This window comes from Streptococcus sp. SS4, from assembly GCF_030440125.1.
In the GTDB taxonomy this organism is placed as follows: domain Bacteria; phylum Bacillota; class Bacilli; order Lactobacillales; family Streptococcaceae; genus Streptococcus.
Window position 1 is genome coordinate 26,225 of sequence record NZ_JAQFJM010000004.1, and the last position, 19,157, is coordinate 45,381.

Here is a 19,157-nt window from a genome sequence, read left to right on the forward strand (position 1 = left end):
TGTTTATCGGATTTATAGCTATTCTAGCTTATATTGCGTTATGCCATATATTACGCAATAAGCTAATTTTCAAGCTACTTGTAGTAATCGTATTTCTGATCCCAATTCTCTTTGTAGAAGGGATTCAGCATCTATTTCGTAGTTGAGAAAGGAGGAGGAAAAATGATAAAGATCATTTGTTATAAAGAGGGAGCAAGAAAACCCAAGGCACATACAAAGCCTATGGGTGTTATCAATAGTCTTCTTGTTAAGCTTGGGTATCGCACAAGTATTAGCTATGCGACTCTTGAAGACCTTGAAAAGCTTGAACTCATGGGGATTAACACCATGAGTGAAAAGCAAGAGGGGGAAAGAGTATGGCTCATCGTGTATGACGATACTCACCCATGTAAGTCCTATACTAATGAGGACGTAAACTATTACAAAGACTTTGGGGACTATTTTGCTCCCCGTGAAAAACGTCGTGCGATTTGTCGAGCCTTAATTATGAAGGCGAATGCTATTGCATGACATGATATTAACAACAAAAGAAAAATGGTCCTAGGGCCATTTTTTTAGAGGAGAAAAACAATGACGTTTTATGAAAAAGCCAAGTGGTTGCAAGAGCACTACAAGAAGTACTCTCTTAAATGGTACTTAGAAAACGAGAGCAGACTGAATGCGATTTTTAGAAAAGTCTATAATCGCTACATGGCTGACCTCAATGCACGCGCTTCGAAAGCACAATTGTCTCATATTGAGGACCTGGGCAAACGTATGCGAGAGGTATACGAAGAAGTCTACGGTACTAAGTTTGATAGCGATTGTCGCTTAGACCGTGCAGAAACAAATAGAAAAGTGCAAGCTATCCGCTCTATGTGGGTAGTAGCACCAGCCTAGGAGGAGGTAGTTATGGATAGAATAAGTATCCTACTAGAGACACTTCCTCGAGAAAGTACCATTTCGATTTTGTATAAGGGAGGTACTGCTGTTGTAGTTGCAAGGGATAACCAGGAGCGTTTGCTTTTTAAAGTAACTACAACCGCAGCAGTCGCTATGCAGCTGCAGGCTGAATGGCTTGTTGTTTAACAACGTAAAGGAGAAAAAAATATGACAAAAATTACTAGGAGAAAAGTAAGGCATCCTAGGGACTTTGGTGATAGAGAGCTATTCAAAAGGGCTTTGAATCACTGGATCCCTTCAGAAAGGGTCGATGCCTTGTATTCTGAATTGCAAGGAGACTCTAAGAAGGTATTTAAGAAGGTCTGTGAGTTAAGTATCGAGGAATTGAAAAATTATGGATTAACTCAGAGAGATGCCATTGCCTTTCTTTCAATGCTTGAACTTTTCAAACGTTCAGAAGGTGAGGAAGAAAAGCCAACTTGTGTCACTGGGACTGGATATTTTGCTCAAAGTATCCAAAAAGCCTATGGACATAAGAAACAAGAGCACCTTGTAGTGTGGTACTTGGATGTACATTGTAACGTTATCGAGGAGCGAGTAGTTTTCATCGGTAGCGTTCATCGTAGTATGGCGTGTCCAAGAGAGATTTTTCACTATGCAGTGAAGAATTTAGCTCGCTACGTGCTGGTAGCTCATAACCATCCTTCTGGAAACGTGTATCCTTCCAGTAATGATATTAATGTGACTGAGGCCCTTGAAGATGCTGCAAAGCTCTTTGAGATGGAGGTCTTAGACCATGTTATCGTAACGAAGGATAAATACTATTCTTTCAGAGATAGTGGAAGAATGCGTTGTTTCTAGGAGAGGAGAAAAAAATGGGAAATATTTCTAATGCCTTTGGCAAGGTAACTATTACCGCACCAAAATACTCAGATATTGAAGTGCTTGTGGCTACTCATAGGGTAATCAATGCAAAAGCTTGGAACCCTACGACTATAGAAGGTTCTCCAAGTGAAGCGGATTGTATCACAACTGAAGAAGGATTTGTCTCAGTGACACTTCCTTTTACAGCTTATGGGAACTGGAATATTCGAGAGAATATCGATAGCTTTTTGACTAACATCTTAAAGCAAGATAGCACTCTTAGTGATATCCCAATGGCTGCTACATTTGATTATGTAGATGCAGAGTCTGGCGTGAACTTTATTTATAAAGCAACCGTTATGACTCGCAATGTCCCAGGTAAAGGGGTAACCACTGAACTCTTAACAGATGAAGACCTTGGAGATTATTCCGAGTCTTATCTAAAAGAGCTAGAGGAAGTCTATGATCAAGAGCTTGCTTTAGGCCGACTGTCTATCTAAAAATGGTGTTATAATAGGTATAAAGAAAAAGATGTAGCTAGGAGACAAAGCATGAAAGAGACCTTCTTTTGGACCTTTAGTTCAGATGAGATTTCGACCTTATCTGATTTGACGTCAGAAGGTTTTGAAGTCGATTGGACGGTAAGGAGTTCATCTGATGCTATGACCAGTGGTTTTGTGATTCAAGGGGAGATTTCTGGAATGATTGAGTTCACTCCAGAACCTAGAGATGCTTACACCTTTGTTCATAAGCTAGAGGTTCGTATGGACAAGAAAAACCAGGGGGTAGCAGGGCGTTTGTTAGCACATGTTGCCCAAGATGCTTTCAATCGTGGTTTTGAGGGCTTCATGATGTGTCTTTCAAAGACTGCTCTTTTAGATTACTACGTACGTCGCTACGGTTGCAGTCGTATTGCAAATACAAACCGTGTGATGTTTCATGCACCAGCATGCCAGTTGCTCATTGACCGGTTTTTGAAGGGAGGCGAAAGCTAACCATGAGGATAGTTGAACAATTTAAGGCAGACTGGAAGTCTTCAGGTTTACCGAATAAACCTTACAAGACACCAGAGGAGATTGAAATGATTAAGAATGGCAATCTTGTCTGGGCTGCGCGTGTTGAAGAAAAATTGGGGCGTAAGTTAAGCCCACGAGAACTTGATGAGATGCAGTGGTGAGTTACCGCTATAAATAGTGTATCGTGCAAGATACATCGCATATTTGATATATAAGAGAAAGAGGAAGGTATTAGCCCTAGGCTACACCTTCCTCTTTTTCTATGGAGGAGAAAAAACAATGACAACATTATCAACAAATTTACTAGGAAGAAAACTGTTTGAACGTATTTCCTCTGATAAAGAGGTTAATGGTTCATTTTCAGGAATGACCTTGCATCAGTTTTTGGATAAGACTGGGAATAGCCATCTTTTTATCAAGAAGGATGGAATGGTTGCTATCAATACCTTGTTAGAACAAAGTGGGTTAAAGCCTATTTCTTATGATGAGGCGTTGGTAGCAATGGAAGACTTAAAGATGACTAGTTTAAGGTCACAATTTGGGTTTTTCATTAAACCAACCCAATATAAACGTCAAAATCCAGAAGTTTTGGTACGTTTGGGAAGCAATCGTAAGGTTGTATTCCATCGCTATTACTTTGATAATGGCTACATGGCTAACCTGGTTTATCAGGTAGAAGATGACCAGATTGAGTTCTGCCAGCCTTCTGTTTTTAAGAGCTGGGACAATGGTGAGTATCATCTTACTTACGATACGCCAGTAACAGAAGATGTTGAAGACATCAACACGCGCAAGGAGTTGCTTTCTTTCTTACGTCGTGTCGAGGAGCTTCCTTCTGTTAAGTAGAGAGTTATGACAAACTAGTTTGTAAAATAAAGGAGAAAAAACAATGACAAAAAAACATATCTATATTTATAAAAACAAAAAAACTCAAGAGGTTTTTGCGGATCTTTTTGCCAAAGACCTTCTTGAAGGCGTTACAACTTTCCCTCGGATTGATAACGCTCAATCCTATTCATTCTTGGAACTCTCTTGTCTTTATCTCAAGAGAATTCTGGAAATGAAGGAGCGTAAGGTTCAAACCCTATTCGTTGAGGGAAAACTCGAACCAGCACTCGCTTCAGCATTGTTACAAGCACGTGCTATGGGACTGAATGTTGTTATCAAATTGAAGACAACTGAAAGCAATAGCGAGACACAAGAGGAGCTCAAAGAGCTCGGTCTTGACGATGTTGTAATGGCATGATTTGAATCGAGAAGGAGAAAAACAATGACAGGAATCACTCAAGGACTTTACTACATTGAAAGGGTTCAACAATATAACAGTAATATTGCTGGCTTTCCGTCAGACTTAATCAATGACCGAATTTCATCAATTGTCGACACCAAAAAAGTGGATATGCAACAAAGTTTGCGACTTCTACCTGTTAAGAACGTGGTTTTGAATCGAGAGAGAGTATCTAACCTTCCTCCGATTGAAATCCCGTTTGAATCTTCACTTTATTATGAAGTTGAGGAAATCAATCCTGGTCTATCAAAGTTGATTATTACCACAGAGCATGCAGAAGCTTTTCAAGAAGCTGATATACACATGTTGGAAACTCGCTTGACTATGTTACAGCGTGCAAAAGAATATGGAAATTTTACGACAAGTAATTTTCCGAGTCATTTTCCAAAGGAAGCAAGAGATGATTTAAGTCAATTAGATCTTCTAGCTTGGGGAACAAAAGATATGCCAACATATCTTTTCTGTCTGATGGAATCTGCATTAGACAGTTACCGAGGATTTTATTCCTTGAGAGACCTAATGGAGGATGCTAACGGTACTCTTCAGCAAGGATATGAGAAAGCTGTTTACTGGTTCTATAGTGGAGTTAAAGGTCAATATGAATATTGAAGGAGAAAGATAATGACTAAACATAGTTATACAGCAACATTTAAACGTAAAGACGCAACCGTCTTTGCGAAAACGTTTCTAGCTTCAGATTTGTTTGAGGCTGATGAACACGCCTTGGAGTATGCGACTAAGCGAGATATTCTCTATCTCGACTTAGGGCCTGCAGTTCAGTAGAAAGGTAAGCTACGTATTTTATACGTGGCTTTTTTAAAAGGGTTAAACGGTCTACTGATTTTTATCGCTTGCCAAAAACTCGTGCTCTGGTGGCATCCTTAGTGAAGGAGTTAAACCCGAAATAGTTGATAAAAAGAAACAAAATGCTAATATTTAATAAAAGTGTTAGCATTTTATTTCCTACGAAAGGATACTGCTATTATGAATAATATTGAAATGATTATGGCTTCTTTTCAACGACATCAAGGATTTTTGACCTTTCAACAAGTACTTGAAGAGAAACTACCTTACAAAATGTTGCTGAGAATGATTGATGAGGGACAAGTAGAGGTTGAAGGAAAGGGGTTATATCGCCTCCCTGATACTTATCTTGACGAATGGTTTGTGACGCAGCAACGTTTTTCAAAAGGAATTTTTTCTTTAGAAACAGCTCTTTGGTTACATGGATTATCACTAACAGTTCCCTTTGAGATGACCATGAGCTTCCCTTATGGAACCAATACAAAAAATGTTAAATCAGAAGGTATACGTCCGATAGTTCTTCGTTCTTATTATGATGAGGGAATTATTGAGCTTGAGCGACAAGTGGGGCAGAAGATTAAGGTATACGAGCCGGAGAGGGTTTTAGCAGAGTGTTTAAGACCAGTTTATCAAGTTGATGTTCAAGTTATAGCTCCTGCATTTAAGATGTATTTTCAAAATCACAAAGTTAACTCTTCAAAACTGTTTCACTATGCACAGTTATTCAAGGTGACTAATAAGTTGCAATCTTACATAGAGGTATTAGCCTAATGTTTTCCAATGCAAATAGCTTGAAGTCAAAGATTATGAATATGGCTATAGATTTTGATGTATTGCGTAAAGCTCTGGGCAATACTGTAGAAAAACGAGGTAGTAAAGAGGCTATTGATATTTGGGAGAGTCAGCTAAATAGTATTGAGACTGATGAGTATCAAAAGCAACTTTGGACACGTTATCAAAGACAATTCAAATATGCACAAGATATTTCTTTTGAGAAATCAGTTCAGATTGTTAGAGAACTTATGATAACTATTATGTAATATAAAACGGTTCATTACCATATTTTAGGTAGTGAACCGTTTTTTGTCTCTAATCCTTTTGGTAAAAGGAACATTCATATCCATCCGCACGAAGGTTGATATCAGGCATCCAGTTAGGTGCCATAACTATTAGACTTGCTGTATCTTCAAGGCTTTGGTCTTTATCACACTCAATGATGACTTCATCATTAAGGAGTTGCTATGTATTGGTGGTAGTGTAAAATAAGTTGTGTAAACACAAAATTATTGATAGTATCCGATGATTTTCAGATATAGAGTAGTTAGAAATGAATTAAGGATGGTGGTTTAAAGTGGAAAAAGAAACGATTATATTTCAGCGTAATGAGTTTGATAATTATTATAGAAGTGTATTGAATGGTGGTAAATATGTTGATCCTGATTGTAGAGAGGACATTGATACACCCTACTATAATTTTTTAACGGAATTTCTAAGAAAAAGAGAGGGTGAAAGTAATTATAAAAATAAATATTCTTTTATTCCCCCTAAACTTGCTAAACTAACTAGTGACAGTGAGAAAAAGATAAAAGATAATGACAAATATAAAATTGTTGTGAAGCAAAATGACGAATTGCTGTTCAGACTTACTTCAGATCAATTTGGTTTTTCGGGAGCTGAATATGTATATCAGCAATCCTATGGTCATCTCAAGTATCCTTTAGCTAGAATTAATTATTTATCTAAAAATGAATCTATTGATGAGAGAAATAGGATTTTAAATAAACTAATTAATTATGTGAAAAATACAAGAACTCTAGGTGGATCTTTTATCTGGCCTACGCCTAAGAAAAGTGAAGGTTTTCGAAATAGCAAATATAATATGAGTCGTGGTGTAGGTTCTTATATAGAAGATCGAGTAGATTTAACTCTTTTAGAGATTAAACATGCACTAGATGGGGAATATCATAAATCTCAACATAAAGATGATATTCTATATACTCTTTATATTAATAACACAGATGGTATACGAACATGGTTGGACCATTTTGAGACATTTGAGAAATTTGTTGATTATTTTATGTTTAATAATTTTATTGAAAATGGAATGCCACTTAACATCTTGACAGGTAAGGCTATTTGTGAAGAAGAAGTAAAAAAATATAAAAATAAAACATGTCAGATCAAGAATCTCAAATTAAGTGAACTGTTAGAGATGATTGAGAGATTAGAAAACATGATAATTAATAGAACACGTCTGATGGAAGAACATATAAAGGATTATATAGTAAAGAGATATAATATGGATTGAGCTCCCCCCATAAAAGTTTTCTGACTTTTGGGGGTTATGCTTTCCGTTAGTCGCTATTTTCATGTTTTAAAAAATACATGAGGACTAAAATCAGAATTAAAGACAGAATATAAAGATATTTATGTTTTTTTATTGTTAAAGAATTAGTCTTTTAGTATAATAACAGTATCAATATAATATGTTCCATGATATCACCTCATTGAGGATTAATGGAAACGCTGTGAAATTTCAACATAGCGTGAAGCGTAGGAAATTCTCCTACGCTTTTTTTGTATGTGAAAGTGAGTTATTTGGTCTGCGTGTCTGAATTGATAACAGTAAAATGCTAAGAACGACCTGATATCCTTTAAGGCACCCAAAAAGTTAGAAAGTCTAAGAGTTTATCAAAACTAAAGATAAAGATATTTATGTTTTTTATTGATAAAGAATTAGTCTTTTAGTATAATGACACTAGATAATTTGTTCCATGTTCTCACCTCATTGAGGGTTAATGGAAACGCTATGGAATTCTAACATAGCGTGAAGCGTAGGAAATTCTCCTACGCTTTTTTTGTATGTGAAAGAGAAGTGAGCCATGTTTTCGTATTTACTTTAGTAATAATATCCTGTTAAGACCGTCTGGTTGTCCCTGGTGTTTATTACATCCCTCAATAATATAAATGATACCTTAGAAATTATCTTTATAAGAATGAGAATCCAATGCTACAAACAGTTTGGATCGCTATTCATTCAAATGGTTATAGTTATAACCTTCTAAAGTGAAGCAGTTTGGTACACGCATACACTCTTTTGAAAAAAATATCTAAGATATAAAATAAAAAGCCCTTAACCTTGGTTAAGAGCAAATAAAAAGGAGAGGACCAATGTCAGTAAGGGTTATTTACAGCTCAAAGCTGAAGGTAGCACCGCACCCGAAGTCACCAAAGCAACTTCCTTTGAACGCTCTGTTACCAGACGTCCTACGATATCCTCTCATTATGCAAATCATAGCATAAAAGTTAGCTTTAAGTCAAGAACAACGTACAAATAATGGCCAGTTAGTGAAGGTGATTTGAAGAAAATTAATGAGTATGGTAAAGCGATTCAAGCTTCTCAACCCCTATATGATTTTGCTAAAAAAGCAGTTTTGAACTTAATGTGTAAAATAAAAAAACCTTAACTTTGGTTAAGAGCAAATAAAAAGGAGAGGACTTCTTGGTACATGGGGTCTTTACAGTCTAAAACTGAAGGCAGTCCCGCACCCGAAGTCACCAAAGCAACTTCCTTTGAACGCTCTGTTACCAGACGTCCTACCGTATCCTCTCGTTATGCAAATCATAGCATAAAAGTTAGCTTTAAGTCAATAGCAACGTATAAATAACGGTCTGCTAGTGAAAGTGATTTGAAGAAAATTAATAAGTATGGTAAAGCGATTCAAGCTGCTCAATCCCTGTATGATTTTGCCAAAAAAGCAGTTTTGATCTTAATGTGTAAAATAAAAAGCCCTTAATCTTGGTTAAGAGCAAATAAAAAAGGAGAGGACTTCTTGGTACATGGGGTCTTTACGGCCTGAAGCTGAAGGCAGTCCCACACCCGAAGTCACCAAAGCAACTTCCTTTGAACGCTCTGTTACCAGACGTCCTACGGTATCCTCTCATTACGCAAATAATAGCATAAAAGTTAGCTTTAAGTCAAGAGTAACGTACAAATAACGGTCAGTTAGTGAAAATGATTTGAGCAAAATTAATAAGTAAGGACAAGAATGATACAAAATAAAGTAATGGAAAGCGTGAGAAGGTAGTGTAAAATAAGTTGTGTAAACACAAAATAATTGACAGTATATTTTTGGTTGAAAAGTCTTTACAAATATGGTAAAATAGCTTTAGAATTAATTATGTGCTCATGGGGTTTTCTCACCATGACGTTTAACGCAAGGGGAAACTCTTGCGTTTTTTGTTTTGAAAGTCTGTTAAAGTTAAATAGACAAAATGTCTTTAATAAAGAGTCCCCCCCAACCCAAGATAAATGTATGATGATAGGTATGGTAAAAAATAAATGAAGCTAGGAAGTTAAGAATATGGAAATCAAAGATCACTTTGGTGTATACGGAGTCTGTCTTAAAGATGGGAAACTTCTCTGCATTGAGAAAACGAGAGGACCTTATCAACAGCGTTTTGATTTACCGGGTGGTAGTCAAGAACTCGGTGAGGGGTTGACAGAAACTCTTAAGAGAGAAGTTTTGGAAGAGACAGGATATGCGATAAGCTCTTATTCAAACCCTAGAATCTATGATGTGTTGGTTCAAGAAGAAGGGCAAGACTTCGCCGTATACCATATCATGGCCTTTTATGATATCGTACTCGATTTCGAACGCTCTCAACAATCCCTTCCTCAGGAGCTTCTTGATGGAAGCAATGATTCAGCAAATGCAATTTGGTTGAATTTGGAAGAAATTACTGCAGACAATGCTTCACCTTTAGTATTGAAGGTGAAGGCAGAGTTGCGAGGATTTCCAGAATTAGAACTGACAAGCTATAATAATTGGAAAGTAAAAGAAATAAAGGAGAAGAAATGACACCTCAAGAAATGTGGAATGCCTACAAGCAAATTAACCCCTCAATCGGAGATGAAATCGATGCTTGGGCTTTTGGAGTAGAAGCCGATCTCTTGGCAGATTTGGTGTTAAAAGGTGAAAAGACGGCAACTGCATCCGCCTATGATCTTTATGCAGTTGATAACGACCCCCTGCCACAAGAAGGGACCTTTGATGTTATTTTAGACAGTCAAGATCAGGCTGTCTGCATTGTCGAAGTCACAAAGGTTTCTGTTCAGCCTTTCCATCAAGTGTCAGCCGACCATGCCTACAAGGAAGGTGAGGGTGATAAATCTCTGGCCTATTGGCGTCAGGTTCATGAGGAGGTTTTCACCGAGTGGGTGAGCGAGGCCGGACTGACTTTTACACCTGACAGCAAGGTTGTTTTAGAAGAATTTCGTAAGGTTTATCCATTATAGAACACACTCTCCTTCTTGGAGAGTTTTTTGATCTGGATCTTATTTTCAAAAGGGTTAAAAAATGATGTAATGTAAGCGATATTATACAGAAGCACAGGAACGGTACGACCGCAGGGCTAAACAAAAAGGTCGGAAGTCATGTTTGAAGTTGATGTACACGCCTGAGAGTATGATACTAAGCGAGATATTCTCTATCTCGTCTTAGGGCCTGAAGTTCAGTAGAAAGTTAAGATACGTATTTAATACGTGGCTTTTTTAAAAGGAGATACACCAGATGCGTTTTAATTCTAAAAGTGACAGAGATTTGGCTTTTGAACAGGCTCTTTTGAGGTACCATATCATAAAAAAGAGCTACTTAAGTTTTCGAAATAACAGCTGTCATCGGCACAAGAGACAACTCCAGAAGAGTTGGATGATATAGCATTACATTGGGAATCTCTCCAAACCTAAGCGGATGTTTACTGATAGTAGAAAACAAATAGGCATAAAATTTTTTTAACTTTGAATGATTTTTTTGTTACTTTTTGATATCTTTTACGAATAGATATATTGTAGAAAATAGGAGGTATATAAAATGATGACATATGATGAAGTAATGGAAGCGATAGAAAGAGGGTTTATCAAGGGAGATAAAATCAGTATTATTCGACGAAATGGCAAGATACATGATTATGTTTTACCAGGAGAGAAAGTAGAGCCTGGAGAAATAGTGGAAAAAGAGGACTTAGATGTTGTCCTTGAAGAGTTGAAGGAGTTCTAAAATGATGCAGCTTTTTAGTAAGATGATTGCTTAGTTAATAGCACTCCTTCTACGAGCTTATAAAATTCATTTTATGATCTCGTGGAAGGGCGCTAGCTTTTAATTTTCCTCCCAAAATGTGTCCAAAATATTGACAGAATCCCAAACCTCAATTATTTAAAATGGAATGACTGGGTACTATAAGGTAGGTGACTCAATAGGAAGGATAATTTCTGTTTGAAAATATTCTCCTTGTTCACTTGTGATAATCATACTACCTCCATGTAAATCAACAATTTGGTTAGAAATTTTTAGTCCCATACCACTTCTGCGAACCCCAGAAATATCAAAATTAAATTCCTCAATTTTATTAATATTTTTAAGTCTATCTGGAGAAGTTCCAATTCCATTATCACGTATAATAACTGAAAATTTATTACGGGAAATATAGTTAAGGACAATCTGAATATTACAACCAGAAGGGTTATGCAATACAGAATTATAAATGAGATTGTGAATAACTCTAGACATCAAAGATTTTTCAATGTACATTTTTTTACCCAACAATTTATTATCAGGAATAAACTCAAAATTAAAATCATTCCAAATCTCTTGATTAATAATTTGTATGATTATTTCCTTAAAGAAGGGTATAATGTCTGTTATTTCTTGATTTAATTTTAAATTACTGTTTGTTAGTCTAGCGAATATGTTGAGATCGTTTAGCAAATTTTGAATATAGTGACTCTCAACCAGCGTAGGTTTCAAATTTTTTAATAGGTCATCATTGTCTGTTTTTTCAATAGCTAATGATGTATTAGCCACGATAACTGAGAGAGGGGTTTTGATGTCATGAGCTATTCCAGAAATCCAATTCTCTTTGAATTCTTCATTTTTACGTAGTTTTTTGTTAGCAGAGTTAACCGCTAAAGTTAATCTATTTAATTCTTGAACAGAGTTTACCTGTTTGTTTAAACCGACAGGTAATTTACCTATTGCGTTAATAATTGGCTGGATGTTGCGATTTAAGAAAGTAACACTATAAAGGTATAGGAATAGGCAAAATAGGCAGTTAACAAATATGATAACTAAAATTAAAATCGGAAAAATTTGAACTCTTTTTAGATCAAAGAAATTATTTCCGTATCTAATGATACTTTCTTTTGGAAATGCAATTATATAAATATCTTTTTGTTCTTTTTTTATTTGAGTGAATATTGGATAGTCATCTAAATAATAACGTGAAAACTTTATGACATCGGCATAATCAAATTGTGTTTTTATATTTTTAGGTTTTTTGATATTAAACTTTTCATTTCCACTTTCTTGATCAAGAATCATGACCCATAAGTTGTGCTTTTTAATCAGTTTTTCTGCAGTTTGATTAACTTTATATGTTCCATTTGATGGGGTGATGTTCGAAGATACACCTTGTATGATATCTATAGGAGATTGTTGGCTACGGATAAAGTTGGTTGTAGCTACTAATAGAACAAAATCGATAAATATTATGGTAAGAAAGGCGAGAATAAATTTTAATATACCTTTTTTGAAAACATTCATAGAGGACTCCGTAAATTCAGATAACTAACTTATAACCCAGCCCTTTGACTGTAATGAGATGATGTGGTTTTGATGGGGATAATTCTATCTTCTCTCTTATATTACGAATATGTACCATTAAGGATTTTTCATATCCGAAACTATCTATTCCCCAAATAGTATCGCAGATTGCTTCTGTTGACACAATATAGTTTTTATTGGTATATAGTTTTCTTAGAATCTGTATTTCAGTTGGAGTTAGTGATAAATGCTGTTCCTCTTTTTTTACACTAGCATTATTTAAATCAATGATACAAGAAGTTAAAGTTATTAATTCTGATTCTCCTTTATATGCTCTCCTCAGTAAAGCAATTATACGATAGATTAAAGTTTTAGGAAGAAATGGTTTTGTGACAAAGTCATCACCACCTGAATCTAATCCTTTAATTTCATCATCTGGATTATTTTTGGCTGTTAAAAACAAAATTGGTATATCAGAAGTTTTTCTGATGTACTGAGCAAGTAGATAACCTTCTCCATCCGGCAACATTACGTCTAGGATAATGAGATCTATTTTAGAAATAGAAAAAATATCTATTCCTTCGCTAATACTGTAAGCATTACTAATATTTTTAAATCCCCTGCTCACCAAAACTTCTTTAATAGATTTACTAAGTGAAACATCATCGTCTACTATTAATATCCGTTTGTTTAATAGCTGCGCTTCGAAATTCATATACGCGCCTCCCATAAAATTTATTTTAATTATACCATAAACCATCTTACTTTAATAAACTGTAGGCAGATAGGAAATTTAAATTCTTAAAAATAATTTTAAGATTTCTTTACTCTGTCTTAACCTAGTCTTCGTAAAATTTACTTGTAACAAAGATACTTAGTCTCAAAATAATAACGGATTATCAATAGCTTTGAATAGTCATGTGCTAGAGGTAACTTAGTAGATTATTCTTAAATCTTAGAAAGAGGAAAAATATGAAAAAAGATGTAGTTATCGAATCAATTAAAGAAGTAAGTCTTGAAGAGCTTGATCAAATTATTGGAGCTGGGAACGGTGTGTTTAAAACTATCTCACATGAGTGTCATCTTAATACTTGGGCATTTCTTGCTACATGTTGCTCATAATAATTATTAATTTAGAGAGAGGAAAATTATGAAAAAAGATGCAATTATCGAATCAATTAAAGAAGTAAGTCTTGAAGAACTTGACCAAATTATTGGAGCTGGGAACGGTGTGTTTAAAACCATTTCACATGAGTGTCACTTGAATACTTGGGCATTTCTTGCTACATGTTGCTCATAATTTTTGATGACTAAGTATCTACATTGTTATATAAAGAAGAGGGAAACCTCTTTTTTTATATGATGAATTTTGTTTATTTATTCATTCATGTAGTTCATATAATTTATGACTATATATTAAATTAGAAATTTATCTTGACTTTACTTTGCCTTAAACTTGTCTTTATGTTGCAATTTTAGAATCAATTTATAAAGAAAAATAATTTCGAGCCAGACTCGACATGAAATTTAATGAGGTTATAGACTATGAAAAATAATAAAATTCATCTAGAAGCTTTGGAAGCGTTACAAGAACTAAAAATGGAAGAAATAGATAATCTTTTGGGCGGAGCTGGTCATGGAGTAAATACTATTTCTGCTGAATGTCGTTGGAATAGCTTACAAGCTATCTTTACCTGTTGTTAATTTTTAGAAAGGTAAGACAATGAATCATCAAGAACAATTATATAGTCAGTTTAATAAATTTCCTAAAGTTTTTATTGAAAAGAAAATACCTGAAGTTCTTAATGAGGATGTTAAGGTACTAAAACAGGTTGAGAAAAATATATCAGACTATTATCGATCTACATTAATTTATTTGATTAACGAAAAACGTATTGAAGGGAAGTTAATTGGCGACACAGCTGAGCTACGATATGATTATTTTAATAATGTATTATGTAAAAATGGTGATATTTTAGAAGAAATAGAGGAAAGATTTCCGACTATTAGTCAACGTGTCATCATCAGTATAGAGCAGTACCTTGATTTGCTTAAATGCGTAAAAAAACATTTTTCAATAGACTTTTCAATATTGAAAAAAATAAAATTTATTTGCTCAGATGATGAAAATCCTAATTTAAACAATCTTGATATTAAAGTAACAGGTGATATTCATAATGGAAGTGGTGTTTGTATTTTATCTTATGATGGACAAAAATTAGTTTATAAGAAAAAATCGTCAAAACCAAATCATCTTTTAAAAAAATTGGATAATCAAGTTAGCAAGTATTTAAAAAAAGAGATTCAGTTTGTACCTGACTTTTTAGATAGGGAAGGTTACTTTTGGGAAACTTTTATAGACAGTAAGCCAGTTTGTTCGATTGATGAAGCGAAAGAGTTTTATAAAAGAATGGGTTATCTTGTAGCATATGCTTACATTTTAAATATTTCTGACTTGCATTTCGAAAATCTTATTTCACATAATGTTCAGCCTATCCTAGTCGATGCTGAGACAGTATTTTCTGTAAGTCCGTATGAAACAGTAGCGGATAATAATGCTACTTTAGAGATAATTCGGGATAGCAGAAATTCAGTACTATCTACAGGATTGTTACCTGTGTCTGAAGCCGATAAAATTTTTGGAGGAGATACTAGTGGAGTTTTAGGGGGTACTCTTATTGGTGAAGCAAGAGTGCTGATAAACCAGAATAGAGATGATATACATGTTGAAAAACAAAAATATAAAACAGAAAATCAAGCTCACTTACCTTATCGAGTAGGACAAACGGGATTAAGGAATTATTTAAATGCTGAAGATTACATTGATTCCATTAAAATGGGCTACCTAGAGTTAAGTCATTTTATTATTGATAATAAAGAATTTCTAAAACAACTTTATTTAAGTTTTAGTGATTTAAAAACAAGAGTTTTATTTAGAAATACTAGAGATTACAGTTTAGTCCGTCAATTGTTGACTTCACCAATTTATTGTAATCAGTCAAATGTTTTATTTGAAAAGATGTCTGATAAATTATCAAATTTTGAAAGTTTGAATTTATGTGAATCTGAAGAAAAACAATTACTTAATATGAATATTCCATATTTTTATTCTCGTATTAGTGATGTCGACATTAAAGATAATGAGACTATAGTATGGAAATTAAAAGATTCTGCTTTAACCGAGGCATTAAAAAAATTGGAAAGATTTGACTTGAGCATAATGAGGGAACAAGTCGATTTAATTGAATTTTCTATTAAAACACCAAATGCTTTGTATAGTACCGAGCTTCAAGAATCGTACAAAAAATTTAATAATTTAAATTCAGATAAAGAGGTTTTGTTTGCTGGTATCAATACGCTAGTTGATACCATTTTGAATAATGAGAAATGCTCTAAATTAGATGGAAGTACAAATTGGTTAACGCTTAAAGTTACAGATTATGATGCATTTGAACTTGAACCTATGGATCTATCTATTTATGAGGGAATTTCTGGATTATCAATTGCATTATGTGAAGTCTACGATTTAGTGAATAGTGAAAGACAGGAGAAAATTTATAATTGTATACATAGAATTTTTCTAACTCTCTCAAACTCTTACGATAGTGTGCAAAATCAATCGTACTACGTTGGAAAATTAGGTATTCTTTCTGCATTGAAAAGAATACAGTTGATTACGGGACAAAAAATCTCAAAGTCTATTTTAGATAGAAATAAGGATTACAGTTTAGATTTGAATGTTTCGAGTGCAGATTTTCTTTCAAGTTTTCCTAATGAGATTGTTGCTCTGTATAGAAGTGATTTGTCAATTAAAAATCTTCGACAAGCCTTAGATAAATTAATTGATTTAAAGATTAATTATGAGAATTATATTGCTTGGGATAATTTGGAATCAAATAATGTTAGTTTAGCACATGGAAATCTAGGAATAGAATTGGCATTACACTATATTGCTGGAATTTTGGATAATTCTAAAGCCCTAGAGATGTTATTTCAAGCGAATAACTTTGATAATCGCCAAAAAATATCTCAAGGTTGGATAGATAAAAGAAATAATTCAACCAGTGCTAATTGGTGTCATGGTTCAACAGGAGTTCTTGTTGCAAGATTAGCTCAACTAGAATTGGATAAAAAATTTCAGCTAATTCCTAGTGCTAGAAGAAAAGAGTTAGAAGCTGATATTAGACATGCAGTATCTCAAATAATTGAAGTTGGATTCAATATGACAAATTTTTCTATTTGTCATGGAACTAGTGGAAATTTGTTAGCACTTAACTATTATCGTTCATATCTTAAAGGACACGAAGCACAAGAGTTGGAAAAAATTTTGGAAATTGAGTATAGGAAGTTGCATTCATTTGGTTTAGAAAATGGGTGGATGTGCAGTTTTAATACTAAATATAATGTTTATGGGATTATGAATGGTTTGTCAGGGATATTATATTCTACAGCCAAGTATATAAAAAGAGATAATTCTCTAGACCTTCTAATCCCTACTCTATAATCAGCGATAGGAAGGAAACTTTATACATGAAGATTGTTTTGCAAAATAACGAGGAGGATTGCTTATTAGCATGTTATACAATGCTATTAAATGATCTGGGGCACAAAGTCCCTTTATATGAGGTATATAATAAAGATACCTTACCAGCGGATGGTCTGAATGTATCGTACTTACTATCTCTTAACGAGAGGTTTGGAGTAACCTTGAATGCATACCATGCTACATATGAGGATATATGTAAAATCTATAAGGAACAGAAACGAAGGATGATTCTCCACTGGAATAATGATCATTTTGTTGTTTTAGAAAAGATTACTGCAACCCAAGTTATGATAGTAGATCCAGCAATTGGTCGAGTAAAATATAGTTATGAAGAATTTATAAAACACTACTCTAAAACAATAGTGTTGATAAGTAAAAGTAAGAATTTTCAAAAACAAAAATATAACCAAATTTTTTGGAAATATTTTATACAAACTTTGAAAACAAAAACAATTATTTTATTTTTAGTTTCATTAGTGTTAATCCAGATCAGCGTTTTAATATTTTCGGTAGTATTAAGATACATGTTAGCGGAAAAATTTAAATTCTGGGCCAGTATCGTTCTTCTAGCGGGGGTAGTTTTATTCCAACTATTTGGATATTTTATTAAAAATAATGCACTGGATGAATATAATTTAGATTTTGATAATAATTATAGCAGAATACTTTTTGAAAAATTATTGAAAAAGCCACTTTTATATTTTAGAAATCATTTAAGCGGTGGAATTTCAGAAAAGATTAATTTCAAATCTACCTTAAGGGATAATGTTACTTTAAAAATTATTCCGTCATGTGTTAGTTTTATTTCAGCAATTGTTATTTTTATATATCTGATGACTATTTCAGTCAAATTAACAGTGATTCTAGTTACGATGATTTCAGCGTATAGTATTATTTCAATATTTCTTTATCGCAAACAAAACGAATATAATCAAACCTATTTGCAGTATCTAATTGATTTTAATTCGGAATTGCAAATGGATTTAGACGATATTGACTATATCAAAATTATGAGGCGGGAAGGTTTGACCTTTAGTTCATGGATGGATATTAATAAAAAAGTTACTGAAAAGTATTCACAGATTTTGAAATTTGAAAATCTTACACAGCTGATTGGTACGATTTTTAATTATATTAGTCTCTCGGTAATCATCATAGTAGCAGTTTACTATGAAAATTATATACATGTTTCCATTTCAGACCTATTAGTTTATCAGACTAGTATTTCGTTATTAGTATCAGCTATTGAGCAAGTTAAGGGGGCTGCTTTTGAAGCTATAAGGTTAGGTGTCTATGCAGAAAAACAAAGTGATTTATTAAAAGACAGTAAACCAATTTTAGTACAAAGCTCGAGTTCAGACGAGTATTTGATAAAAGCCGAAAAGTTGAATTTTTCTTATGGCATGAAGCCGATTTATAATGACATTGATTTAACAATTGGTAAAGGAGAAAAAGTTGCTATCGTAGGGAAATCAGGTAGTGGGAAATCAACGTTATTACTGTTATTAGCAGGTATGTTACGTTATAATGGCTCATTAAAATATGGTATCGAAAATTTTGAAGAATGTTTGAGTGTTGTTCTTCAGAATATGACCTTAAGAAAGGGAAGTGTATTAGAAAATTTGGAGTGGGATTCAGATGATTTAACACCCCTATTTCAAGTATTAAAAGATACCTCGGCAGATGAAGTTATTAACCAATTGCCAAATAAAGTTCATTCAAAATTATTAAAACAAGGGAAAAATTTATCGGGGGGACAAATTCAGAAACTATTAATAGCTAAATCGTTACTTAAAAATGAAGGTATCATTTTTTGGGATGAAGCATTCAGTAACCTCGATGAACAAAGTAAAAATAAAATTTACACCAATATTCTAAAAAATAGTAATTATTCAAAAAAGACTATGCTGATGGTTAGTCATCATCTAGATATTGTTGAATATGTTGATTACATTATCTATATAGACGATGAGACAGGTAAAGTCTATAAAGATACTCATAGTAATCTAATAAAAACCAATGAAAGTTACTTCAACTTTATTAATTCAAAAGTATAGTAAATATCCTGTTCTATCTTAATGTTATCTTTAAGATGATAAAGTAGAATTACATTGTAAAGAAAGGAGTAATCCTGGCTAAAAGGATTACAAGGTAAT

The 19,157-nt window shown here is 33.7% G+C and carries 24 protein-coding genes; 22 read left to right on the forward strand and 2 right to left on the reverse strand.

The window, feature by feature from the left end:
• The first annotated feature begins 162 nt into the window (after positions 1-162).
• The 17 genes from PCY16_RS04400 to PCY16_RS04480 all read left to right on the forward strand — a co-directional run bounded on the left by PCY16_RS04400 (position 163) and on the right by PCY16_RS04480 (position 10,913).
• A complete protein-coding gene (locus PCY16_RS04400) occupies positions 163-510 on the forward strand; it encodes a hypothetical protein (protein ID WP_301354018.1) in 348 nt (115 codons plus the stop codon).
• A gap of 60 nt (positions 511-570) precedes the next feature.
• Positions 571-879 (forward strand): hypothetical protein, encoded by a 309-nt coding sequence (locus PCY16_RS04405; RefSeq protein ID WP_301354020.1) that lies wholly within the window; start codon positions 571-573, stop codon positions 877-879.
• Positions 880-891: 12 nt separating this feature from the next.
• On the forward strand, positions 892-1,068 hold the full coding sequence (locus tag PCY16_RS04410; protein WP_301354022.1) for a hypothetical protein: 177 nt from the start codon (positions 892-894) through the stop codon (positions 1,066-1,068).
• Between the two features lie 21 nt (positions 1,069-1,089).
• A complete protein-coding gene (locus tag PCY16_RS04415) occupies positions 1,090-1,743 on the forward strand; it encodes a RadC family protein (RefSeq protein WP_301354024.1) in 654 nt (217 codons plus the stop codon).
• A 14-nt stretch (positions 1,744-1,757) separates the two neighbouring features.
• Positions 1,758-2,246 (forward strand): hypothetical protein, encoded by a 489-nt coding sequence (locus PCY16_RS04420; protein ID WP_301354026.1) that lies wholly within the window; start codon positions 1,758-1,760, stop codon positions 2,244-2,246.
• A 51-nt stretch (positions 2,247-2,297) separates the two neighbouring features.
• Positions 2,298-2,741 (forward strand): GNAT family N-acetyltransferase, encoded by a 444-nt coding sequence (locus PCY16_RS04425; protein WP_301354028.1) that lies wholly within the window; start codon positions 2,298-2,300, stop codon positions 2,739-2,741.
• A gap of 2 nt (positions 2,742-2,743) precedes the next feature.
• A complete protein-coding gene (locus PCY16_RS04430; RefSeq protein WP_037601391.1) occupies positions 2,744-2,923 on the forward strand; it encodes a hypothetical protein in 180 nt (59 codons plus the stop codon).
• Positions 2,924-3,041: 118 nt separating this feature from the next.
• Entirely contained in the window at positions 3,042-3,608 is a 567-nt protein-coding gene (locus PCY16_RS04435) for a hypothetical protein (protein WP_301354033.1), read from the forward strand.
• Between the two features lie 43 nt (positions 3,609-3,651).
• Entirely contained in the window at positions 3,652-4,008 is a 357-nt protein-coding gene (locus PCY16_RS04440) for a hypothetical protein (protein ID WP_301354036.1), read from the forward strand.
• Between the two features lie 24 nt (positions 4,009-4,032).
• Positions 4,033-4,659 (forward strand): hypothetical protein, encoded by a 627-nt coding sequence (locus PCY16_RS04445; protein WP_301354038.1) that lies wholly within the window; start codon positions 4,033-4,035, stop codon positions 4,657-4,659.
• 12 nt (positions 4,660-4,671) lie between these two features.
• Entirely contained in the window at positions 4,672-4,833 is a 162-nt protein-coding gene (locus PCY16_RS04450) for a hypothetical protein (protein WP_301354040.1), read from the forward strand.
• 201 nt (positions 4,834-5,034) lie between these two features.
• A complete protein-coding gene (locus PCY16_RS04455; RefSeq protein ID WP_301354043.1) occupies positions 5,035-5,625 on the forward strand; it encodes a type IV toxin-antitoxin system AbiEi family antitoxin domain-containing protein in 591 nt (196 codons plus the stop codon).
• Between the two features lie 41 nt (positions 5,626-5,666).
• Entirely contained in the window at positions 5,667-5,894 is a 228-nt protein-coding gene (locus PCY16_RS04460; RefSeq protein ID WP_301354044.1) for a hypothetical protein, read from the forward strand.
• A 311-nt stretch (positions 5,895-6,205) separates the two neighbouring features.
• Positions 6,206-7,162, forward strand: a complete 957-nt coding sequence (locus tag PCY16_RS04465) for a hypothetical protein (RefSeq protein ID WP_301354046.1) — start codon at positions 6,206-6,208, stop codon at positions 7,160-7,162.
• A gap of 2,056 nt (positions 7,163-9,218) precedes the next feature.
• Positions 9,219-9,716: an NUDIX hydrolase gene (locus PCY16_RS04470; protein WP_301354048.1), complete on the forward strand. Its 498-nt coding sequence runs from the start codon at positions 9,219-9,221 to the stop codon at positions 9,714-9,716.
• Complete coding sequence (locus PCY16_RS04475; RefSeq protein ID WP_301354303.1) at positions 9,713-10,153, forward strand: ASCH domain-containing protein; 441 nt, start codon at positions 9,713-9,715, stop codon at positions 10,151-10,153. Before PCY16_RS04470 ends, PCY16_RS04475 begins: the two co-directional genes overlap by 4 nt.
• 574 nt (positions 10,154-10,727) lie before the next feature.
• A complete protein-coding gene (locus PCY16_RS04480) occupies positions 10,728-10,913 on the forward strand; it encodes a Paratox (RefSeq protein ID WP_037601381.1) in 186 nt (61 codons plus the stop codon).
• Between the two features lie 177 nt (positions 10,914-11,090).
• Here PCY16_RS04480 and PCY16_RS04485 read toward each other — a convergent pair whose 3' ends face one another.
• Positions 11,091-12,455 carry a sensor histidine kinase KdpD gene (locus tag PCY16_RS04485; RefSeq protein ID WP_301354051.1) on the reverse strand — a complete coding sequence of 455 codons (1,365 nt, stop codon included), beginning with the start codon at positions 12,453-12,455 and terminating at the stop codon, positions 11,091-11,093.
• Between the two features lie 16 nt (positions 12,456-12,471).
• Positions 12,472-13,170 (reverse strand): response regulator transcription factor, encoded by a 699-nt coding sequence (locus PCY16_RS04490; RefSeq protein WP_301354053.1) that lies wholly within the window; start codon positions 13,168-13,170, stop codon positions 12,472-12,474.
• Between the two features lie 257 nt (positions 13,171-13,427).
• Here PCY16_RS04490 and PCY16_RS04495 point away from each other — a divergent pair, with 257 nt between their 5' ends.
• The 5 genes from PCY16_RS04495 to PCY16_RS04515 all read left to right on the forward strand — a co-directional run bounded on the left by PCY16_RS04495 (position 13,428) and on the right by PCY16_RS04515 (position 19,058).
• Entirely contained in the window at positions 13,428-13,577 is a 150-nt protein-coding gene (locus PCY16_RS04495; protein WP_037601371.1) for a lacticin 481 family lantibiotic, read from the forward strand.
• 25 nt (positions 13,578-13,602) lie between these two features.
• The gene (locus PCY16_RS04500; RefSeq protein WP_037601366.1) at positions 13,603-13,755 is read left to right on the forward strand and encodes a lacticin 481 family lantibiotic; all 153 of its coding nucleotides are present in this window, start codon (positions 13,603-13,605) and stop codon (positions 13,753-13,755) included.
• Between the two features lie 245 nt (positions 13,756-14,000).
• On the forward strand, positions 14,001-14,159 hold the full coding sequence (locus PCY16_RS04505; RefSeq protein WP_080702563.1) for a lacticin 481 family lantibiotic: 159 nt from the start codon (positions 14,001-14,003) through the stop codon (positions 14,157-14,159).
• Between the two features lie 19 nt (positions 14,160-14,178).
• Positions 14,179-16,959: a type 2 lanthipeptide synthetase LanM family protein gene (locus PCY16_RS04510; protein WP_037601363.1), complete on the forward strand. Its 2,781-nt coding sequence runs from the start codon at positions 14,179-14,181 to the stop codon at positions 16,957-16,959.
• A 26-nt stretch (positions 16,960-16,985) separates the two neighbouring features.
• On the forward strand, positions 16,986-19,058 hold the full coding sequence (locus tag PCY16_RS04515; protein WP_301354064.1) for a cysteine peptidase family C39 domain-containing protein: 2,073 nt from the start codon (positions 16,986-16,988) through the stop codon (positions 19,056-19,058).
• Positions 19,059-19,157 lie beyond the last annotated feature (99 nt).

Excerpts from the sequence above, each read along its gene's own strand:
- PCY16_RS04440 (WP_301354036.1), top strand. The coding sequence starts at position 3,652 with ATGACAAAAAAACATATCTATATTTATAAAAACAAAAAAACTCAAGAG.
- PCY16_RS04515 (WP_301354064.1), top strand. The coding sequence starts at position 16,986 with ATGAAGATTGTTTTGCAAAATAACGAGGAGGATTGCTTATTAGCATGT.
- PCY16_RS04430 (WP_037601391.1), top strand. The coding sequence starts at position 2,744 with ATGAGGATAGTTGAACAATTTAAGGCAGACTGGAAGTCTTCAGGTTTA.
- PCY16_RS04470 (WP_301354048.1), top strand. The coding sequence starts at position 9,219 with ATGGAAATCAAAGATCACTTTGGTGTATACGGAGTCTGTCTTAAAGAT.
- PCY16_RS04495 (WP_037601371.1), top strand. The coding sequence starts at position 13,428 with ATGAAAAAAGATGTAGTTATCGAATCAATTAAAGAAGTAAGTCTTGAA.
- PCY16_RS04405 (WP_301354020.1), top strand. The coding sequence starts at position 571 with ATGACGTTTTATGAAAAAGCCAAGTGGTTGCAAGAGCACTACAAGAAG.
- PCY16_RS04475 (WP_301354303.1), top strand. The coding sequence starts at position 9,713 with ATGACACCTCAAGAAATGTGGAATGCCTACAAGCAAATTAACCCCTCA.
- PCY16_RS04505 (WP_080702563.1), top strand. The coding sequence starts at position 14,001 with ATGAAAAATAATAAAATTCATCTAGAAGCTTTGGAAGCGTTACAAGAA.
- PCY16_RS04450 (WP_301354040.1), top strand. The coding sequence starts at position 4,672 with ATGACTAAACATAGTTATACAGCAACATTTAAACGTAAAGACGCAACC.
- PCY16_RS04490 (WP_301354053.1), bottom strand. The coding sequence starts at position 13,170 with ATGAATTTCGAAGCGCAGCTATTAAACAAACGGATATTAATAGTAGAC.
- PCY16_RS04455 (WP_301354043.1), top strand. The coding sequence starts at position 5,035 with ATGAATAATATTGAAATGATTATGGCTTCTTTTCAACGACATCAAGGA.
- PCY16_RS04510 (WP_037601363.1), top strand. The coding sequence starts at position 14,179 with ATGAATCATCAAGAACAATTATATAGTCAGTTTAATAAATTTCCTAAA.
- PCY16_RS04435 (WP_301354033.1), top strand. The coding sequence starts at position 3,042 with ATGACAACATTATCAACAAATTTACTAGGAAGAAAACTGTTTGAACGT.
- PCY16_RS04415 (WP_301354024.1), top strand. The coding sequence starts at position 1,090 with ATGACAAAAATTACTAGGAGAAAAGTAAGGCATCCTAGGGACTTTGGT.
- PCY16_RS04445 (WP_301354038.1), top strand. The coding sequence starts at position 4,033 with ATGACAGGAATCACTCAAGGACTTTACTACATTGAAAGGGTTCAACAA.
- PCY16_RS04410 (WP_301354022.1), top strand. The coding sequence starts at position 892 with ATGGATAGAATAAGTATCCTACTAGAGACACTTCCTCGAGAAAGTACC.
- PCY16_RS04400 (WP_301354018.1), top strand. The coding sequence starts at position 163 with ATGATAAAGATCATTTGTTATAAAGAGGGAGCAAGAAAACCCAAGGCA.
- PCY16_RS04480 (WP_037601381.1), top strand. The coding sequence starts at position 10,728 with ATGATGACATATGATGAAGTAATGGAAGCGATAGAAAGAGGGTTTATC.
- PCY16_RS04425 (WP_301354028.1), top strand. The coding sequence starts at position 2,298 with ATGAAAGAGACCTTCTTTTGGACCTTTAGTTCAGATGAGATTTCGACC.
- PCY16_RS04460 (WP_301354044.1), top strand. The coding sequence starts at position 5,667 with ATGGCTATAGATTTTGATGTATTGCGTAAAGCTCTGGGCAATACTGTA.
- PCY16_RS04420 (WP_301354026.1), top strand. The coding sequence starts at position 1,758 with ATGGGAAATATTTCTAATGCCTTTGGCAAGGTAACTATTACCGCACCA.
- PCY16_RS04485 (WP_301354051.1), bottom strand. The coding sequence starts at position 12,455 with ATGAATGTTTTCAAAAAAGGTATATTAAAATTTATTCTCGCCTTTCTT.